Raw genomic sequence first — 6157 nt, forward strand, 5'->3', positions numbered from 1 at the left:
ACCTTCGGCATCACGGGCACCCAGGGCAAGACCACCACCACCTACCTCGCCGAGTCCGCCGTCGGCAGCGCCCGCAGCGCCGTCGTCGGCACCATCGGCACCCGCGTCAAGGGCGTCCCTGCCGCGTCGGCGCTCACCACCCCGGAGGCGCCGGACCTGCAGGCGCTGTTCGCCGTCATGCGGGAGGAGCAGGTCGAGGTCTGCGCCATGGAGGTCTCGAGCCACGCCCTCGTGCAGGGCCGCGTCGAGGGTTTCGCCTTCGACGTCGCCGCCTTCCTGAACCTCGGGCGCGACCACCTCGACTTCCACCGCGACCTCGACGACTACTTCGCGGCCAAGGCCAGCCTCTTCACGCCCGAGCACGCCGAGCGAGCCGTCGTCAACATCGACGACGAGCACGGCCGACGCCTCGTCGACCTCACGCCGCTGCCCGTCACCACCTTCTCCACCGACGGACGCGTCGCCGACTGGCGAGCCGCCAACGTCCGTCCCCACCGCCTCGGCACCGACCTGGAGGTGCTCGGACCCGACGGGCTCGAGCTCGACCTGCACGTGCCGCTGCCCGGCGTGTTCAACGTCGCCAACGCGCTCGCCGTCATTGCCTCCCTCGCCACGGTCGGCCACGACCCGGCCGACCTCGCCGCCGGCATCGCCACCAGCCCCGGCGTCCCCGGCCGGATGGAGCGCGTCGACGCCGGGCAGGAGTGGACGGCCGTCGTCGACTACGCGCACAAGCCCGACGCCGTCGAGGCCGTCCTCACTGCGCTGCGTCCGGTCACCCCCGGCCGCCTCGTCGTCGTCATCGGCGCCGGCGGCGACCGCGACCTCGGCAAGCGCCCCCTCATGGGCGAGGTCGCCGCGCGGTACGCCGACCTCGTCGTCGTCACCGACGACAACCCGCGCACCGAGGACCCCGCCGCCATCCGACGGGCCGTCCTGGCCGGTGCCGAGGGCGGGGCCGCCGAGGTCGTCGAGGTCGCCGGTCGCCGTGACGCGATCGCCCACGCCGTGGCCGTCGCCCGACGCGGCGACACGGTCGTGGTGGCCGGCAAGGGCCACGAGCAGGGCCAGGAGATCGGCGACGTCGTCCACCCGTTCGACGACCGCGAGGTGCTGCGCCGCCTCGTCGAGGAGCTCGCATGATCCCGCTCAGCCTCGCCGCGATCGCCCAGGCCGTCGGCGGCGTGGTGCACGGCGACGGCGACGTCGTCGTCACCGCACCCGCCACCCTCGACTCGCGCGCCGTGACGCCCGGCGGGCTCTTCGTCGCCCTGGCGGGGGAGCGGGTCGACGGGCACGACTTCGTCGGCGCCGCCCTGCAGGGCGGAGCGGTCGCCGTGCTCGCCTCGCGGCCCGTCGAGGCGCCGACCGTCGTCGTCGACGACGTCACCGACGCCCTCGGCCGGCTGGCCCGGCACGTCCTCGACCTGCTCGACGTCCAGGTCGTCGCGCTCACCGGCTCCCAGGGCAAGACCAGCGTCAAGGACCTCCTGGCCCACCTCCTCGGCCGGGTCGGGCCCACCGTCGCCACGGCCGGCAACTACAACAACGAGCTCGGCGTCCCGCTGACCGTCCTGCGGGCCGACCTCGCCACCCGCTACCTGGTGGTCGAGATGGGGGCCCGGGGGATCGGGCACGTCGCACGCCTGTGCCGGGTCGCGCCGCCGCACGTGTCGACCGTGCTCAACGTCGGCAGCGCCCACGTGGGCGAGTTCGGGTCGGTCGACAACATCGCGATCGGCAAGGGCGAGATCGTCGAGGGCCTGCGACCAGGTGGCACCGCCGTGCTCAACGCCGACGACGTCCGCGTCGACGCCATGGAGCCGCGCGTTCCTGCGGGCTGCGAGGTCGTCCGGTTCGGCCGGGCCGCCCAGGGTCCCGACGACGTGCGCGTCGTCGACGTGACGCTCGACGCCCACGGCGAGCCCGACGTCGTGCTCGAGCACGGGTCCGAGCGCTGGACCACGCACGTGCCGCTCCTCGGCGTGCACCAGGCGTCCAACGCCGCCGCCGCGCTCGCCCTGCTCGCCGGCCTCGGGCTGCCCGTGGCAGGCACCTCGCTCGACGACTACGCACCTGCCACCGCGCAGCGCCTCGAGCGGCACGAGCGCGCCGACGGCGTCGTCGTGCTCGACGACTCCTACAACGCCAACCCCGAGTCGGTGCGGGCAGCGCTGGAGGCCCTCTCCGGGCTCGGCGCGCCGCGCCGCGTGGCCGTGCTGGGGGAGATGCTCGAGCTCGGCGCCGACGCCCACGCCCGGCACGTCGAGGTCGGGCGGGCCGCGGCCGAGCTCGGGACGTCGCTCGTCGTCGCGGTCGGCGACGGCGCGCGCGGCATCGCGGAGGGTGCCGGCGACGTCGGCCTCGCCGTGCCCGACGTCGACGTGGCCCTCGACACGCTCCGGGCGTGGCTCTCCCCGGGCGACGCGGTCCTCGTGAAAGCATCGAGAGGTGCCCGCCTCGAGCGGGTCACGACGCGCCTGCTCGAGCCCTGACCGGCATACTCGACCCGGACCACCCCGACCCGGACCAGCCTCGCGCCCCGCCCCGAACCCCCCGAGAGGACCACCGCCCGCATGCTCGCCGTCCTGATCGCCTCAGCCGTCGCCCTCGTGGGCACCCTGCTGGGCACGCGCGTGGCCATCAACGTGCTGGTCAAGAAGGGCTACGGGCAGCTGATCCGCGACGACGGCCCCACCTCGCACCACGTCAAGCGCGGCACGCCGACCATGGGCGGCACGGTCATCATCCTCGCGTCGCTGCTCGCCTACGCGATCGCCAAGCTGGTCACCGGCTACCCGCCCAGCGCCTCCGCCCTGCTGCTGCTGTTCCTCTTCGCGGGGCTCGGGCTCATCGGCTTCCTCGACGACTACATCAAGATCTCCAAGCAGCGCAGCCTCGGGCTGCGCAGCAAGGCCAAGATGATCGGCCAGGTGCTCGTCGGGCTCGTCTTCGCGGTGCTCGCCATCGGCTGGGAGGACGAGAACGGGCGCACCCCGATCTCGCACGCGATCTCCTTCGTGCGCGACATCCCGGGCACGCAGCTGCCCACCGTGCTGCTGGTCGTCTGGGTCCTGCTCATGATCGCCGGCGCCAGCAACGGCGTGAACCTCGCCGACGGCCTCGACGGCCTGGCCACCGGCGCGTCCGTCATGGTCTTCGGCGCGTTCGTCGTCATCAACGTGTGGCAGTACAACCAGAGCTGCGCGACCGAGCAGGTAAGCCGCTGCTACGAGGTGAGGGACCCGCTCGACCTGGCGGTGGTGGCCGCGGCGATCACCGGGGCCTGCTTCGGCTTCCTCTGGTGGAACGCCTCGCCGGCGAAGATCTTCATGGGCGACACCGGGTCGCTGTCGCTCGGCGGCGCCATGGCCGGGTTCGCGCTCATGACCCGCACGGAGCTGCTTCTCGTGATCATCGGCGGCCTGTTCGTCGCCATCACGTTCTCGGTGATCCTCCAGGTCGCGTACTTCAAGGCCACCGGCGGCAAGCGGATCTTCCGCATGGCCCCGCTCCAGCACCACTTCGAGCTGCTCGGCTGGGCCGAGATCACCATCGTCGTCCGGTTCTGGATCATCAGCGGGCTGTGCGTGGCCGCCGGTCTCGGCGTCTTCTACTGGGAATGGCTCGCCTTCCGATGAGCACGGAGCACCCGCGTCGCGACGTCGAGACCCTCGGCGTCGGCGACGACTGGACCGGCGTGCGCGCCGTCGTCACCGGCTTCGGGGTCAGCGGCTTCGCCGCGGCCGACACCCTGCAGCACCTCGGGGCGAGCGTCACGGTCCTCGACGAGCGCGTCCCCGAGGACGGCTCGGCCCGCGCCGAGCAGGCCACGCTGCTCGAGACGCTCGGCGTCACGTTGCGTCTCGAGCCCGGCGCCACGGCCACGCTCCCCGACGACGTCGACCTCGTCGTCACGTCGCCGGGCTGGCGTCCGGAGTCGCCGGCACTGCGCGCTGCCGCCGAGCGTGGCGTGCCCGTGTGGGGGGAGGTCGAGCTGGCGTGGCGCCTGCGCGGTCCCGGCGCGCCGCCGTGGCTGTGCGTCACCGGCACCAACGGCAAGACGACCACCGTGCAGATGCTCGACGCGATCCTGCGCGCCGCCGGACTGCGCAGCGCTGCGGTCGGCAACGTCGGACGCCCCGTCCTCGAGGCGGTCATGGACCCCGAGCCGCTCGACGTCCTCGCCGTCGAGCTCTCCAGCTTCCAGCTGCACTGGAGCTCCTCGCTCGCCGCGGAGGCGTCGGCCGTGCTGAACATCGCCGACGACCACCTCGACTGGCACGGCACGCTCGACGCCTACGCCCACGCCAAGGGTCGGGTGTACGAGAACGTCGAGCGGGCGTGCGTCTACAACGTCGAGGACCCCCGCACCGAGCAGCTCGTGCGCGACGCCGACGTCCAGGAGGGCGCCCGCGCGATCGGGTTCACCCTGGGCGTCCCTGCGCCCGGCATGCTCGGCGTCGTCGACGGCCTGCTCGCCGACCGTGCCTTCGCCCCGGACCGCCAGAACAGTGCCGCCGAGCTCGGCTCGGTCGCCGACCTGCCGGACGACGCGCCGCACACCGTGGCCAACGCCCTCGCCGCCGCGGCGCTCGCCCGCGCGCACGGGGTCGAGCCGAGGGCCGTGCGCGACGGGCTGCGGGGGTTCCGCCGGGGACCGCACCGCGCCGACCTCGTCGCCGAGGTCGACGGCGTCCGCTACGTCGACGACTCCAAGGCCACCAACCCCCACGCCGCCCTCGCCTCGCTGCGCGGCGTCGAGTCGGCCGTGTGGATCGCCGGGGGGCTCGCCAAGGGCGCCCGCTTCGAGGAGCTCGTCGAGGCCGCCCGGGAGCGGCTGCGCGGCGTGGTGCTCATCGGCACCGACCGCGCCGTGGTCGCGGAGGCGCTGGCCCGACACGCGCCGGATGTGCCCGTCACGGAGGTCGTCGGCGGGGAGGATGGCCTCATGGACGACGTCGTCGCGGCAGCGGCCGCCCTCGCGCGCACGGGTGACACGGTGCTGCTGGCGCCCGGCTGCGCGTCCATGGACCAGTTCCGTGACTACGCCGCACGGGGCGACGCCTTCGCCGCGTCGGTGCGCCGGCTCCCCACCGCGTGAGCGTGCGATGAGCACCACCGACAAGTCGCCGCGGTCCTCCGGCAGCGCCGTCGCCGGCGTCCAGCGTCTGCTCGACCGTCCGCTCGCGTCGTACCAGCTCGTGCCATCGTGCAGCGCCAGCTCGTGCTCGCCGTCGTCGGCCTGGCCGGCGCCTACGCGGTCACGCGCATCCCGATGACGCTGCTGCGCCGCCTGATCCTGCCCGGTCTGCTGGTCTCGATCGCCCTCACGCTCGCCACGTTCATCCCGGGCGTCGGCGTCGAGGTCAACGGCAACACGAACTGGATCCCCGTCGCCGCCGGGTTCCGCCTGCAGCCGTCGGAGTTCCTCAAGCTGACCCTCGTGCTCTGGATCGCCGACCACTACGCGCGCCGCCAGAAGCACCTCGACAACCCGCGGCTCGTGCTGCTGCCGATGACGCTCGTCGCGGGCTTCTGCGCCGCGCTCGTCGTCGCCCAGAACGACCTCGGTACCGCCCTGGTGCTCTTCGCGGTCATCGTCGGCATGCTGTGGGTCGTCGGCCTGCCCGGACGCTTCCTCGGCGCGATCGTCGCGTTCGTGGGCGTCCTGCTCGTGTTCTTCGTGGCCACGGCGCCGCACCGCGTCGCGCGCATGCTGAGCTTCCTCAACCCGATGGCCGACCCCGACAAGGACGGCTACCAGGCCGTCCACGCGATGATGGGCTTCGCGCGCGGCGGCTTCGGCGGCGTCGGGCTCGGCGGCAGCCGCCAGAAGTGGGGCTCGCTGCCCGAGGCGCACACCGACTTCATCCTCGCCGTCGTCGGCGAGGAGCTGGGGCTGCTCGGCAGCCTCGTCGTGCTGGTCCTGTTCGTGCTGCTGGCCGTCGCCGGCGTCCGCATCGCCACCCGCAGCCGCGACCCGTTCGCCCGCTACGCGGCCGCCGGCGTCACCATCTGGATCACCGCGCAGGCGGCCATCAACATCGCCATGGTGCTCGGGCTGCTGCCCGTCATCGGCATCCCGCTCCCGCTGCTGTCCTACGGCGGCTCGAGCGTCCTCGTGACCCTGGTCGGCTGCGGCGTCCTCCTGCGC

5 protein-coding genes are annotated in these 6157 nt (G+C 73.6%); all 5 read left to right on the forward strand.

Annotated features, from left to right (window positions below):
• Positions 1 to 1143: UDP-N-acetylmuramoyl-L-alanyl-D-glutamate--2,6-diaminopimelate ligase (locus A6Q81_RS14750; RefSeq protein WP_286690927.1), on the forward strand; the 1143-nt coding region annotated here is incomplete at its 5' end.
• Complete coding sequence (locus tag A6Q81_RS14755) at positions 1140 to 2495, forward strand: UDP-N-acetylmuramoyl-tripeptide--D-alanyl-D-alanine ligase (protein WP_286690928.1); 1356 nt, start codon at positions 1140 to 1142, stop codon at positions 2493 to 2495. The genes A6Q81_RS14750 and A6Q81_RS14755, both read left to right, overlap by 4 nt.
• A gap of 81 nt (positions 2496 to 2576) precedes the next feature.
• Entirely contained in the window at positions 2577 to 3641 is a 1065-nt protein-coding gene (gene mraY, locus A6Q81_RS14760) for a phospho-N-acetylmuramoyl-pentapeptide-transferase (RefSeq protein WP_067858284.1), read from the forward strand.
• Positions 3638 to 5104: a UDP-N-acetylmuramoyl-L-alanine--D-glutamate ligase gene (gene murD, locus A6Q81_RS14765; protein WP_286690929.1), complete on the forward strand. Its 1467-nt coding sequence runs from the start codon at positions 3638 to 3640 to the stop codon at positions 5102 to 5104. Before mraY ends, murD begins: the two co-directional genes overlap by 4 nt.
• A gap of 108 nt (positions 5105 to 5212) precedes the next feature.
• Positions 5213 to 6157, forward strand: a 945-nt coding sequence (gene ftsW, locus A6Q81_RS14770; RefSeq protein WP_286690930.1) for a putative lipid II flippase FtsW, incomplete at its 3' end; no start/stop codon positions are given.

Source organism: Aeromicrobium sp. REDSEA-S38_B2, assembly GCF_001628525.1.
In the GTDB taxonomy this organism is placed as follows: domain Bacteria; phylum Actinomycetota; class Actinomycetes; order Propionibacteriales; family Nocardioidaceae; genus Aeromicrobium; species Aeromicrobium erythreum.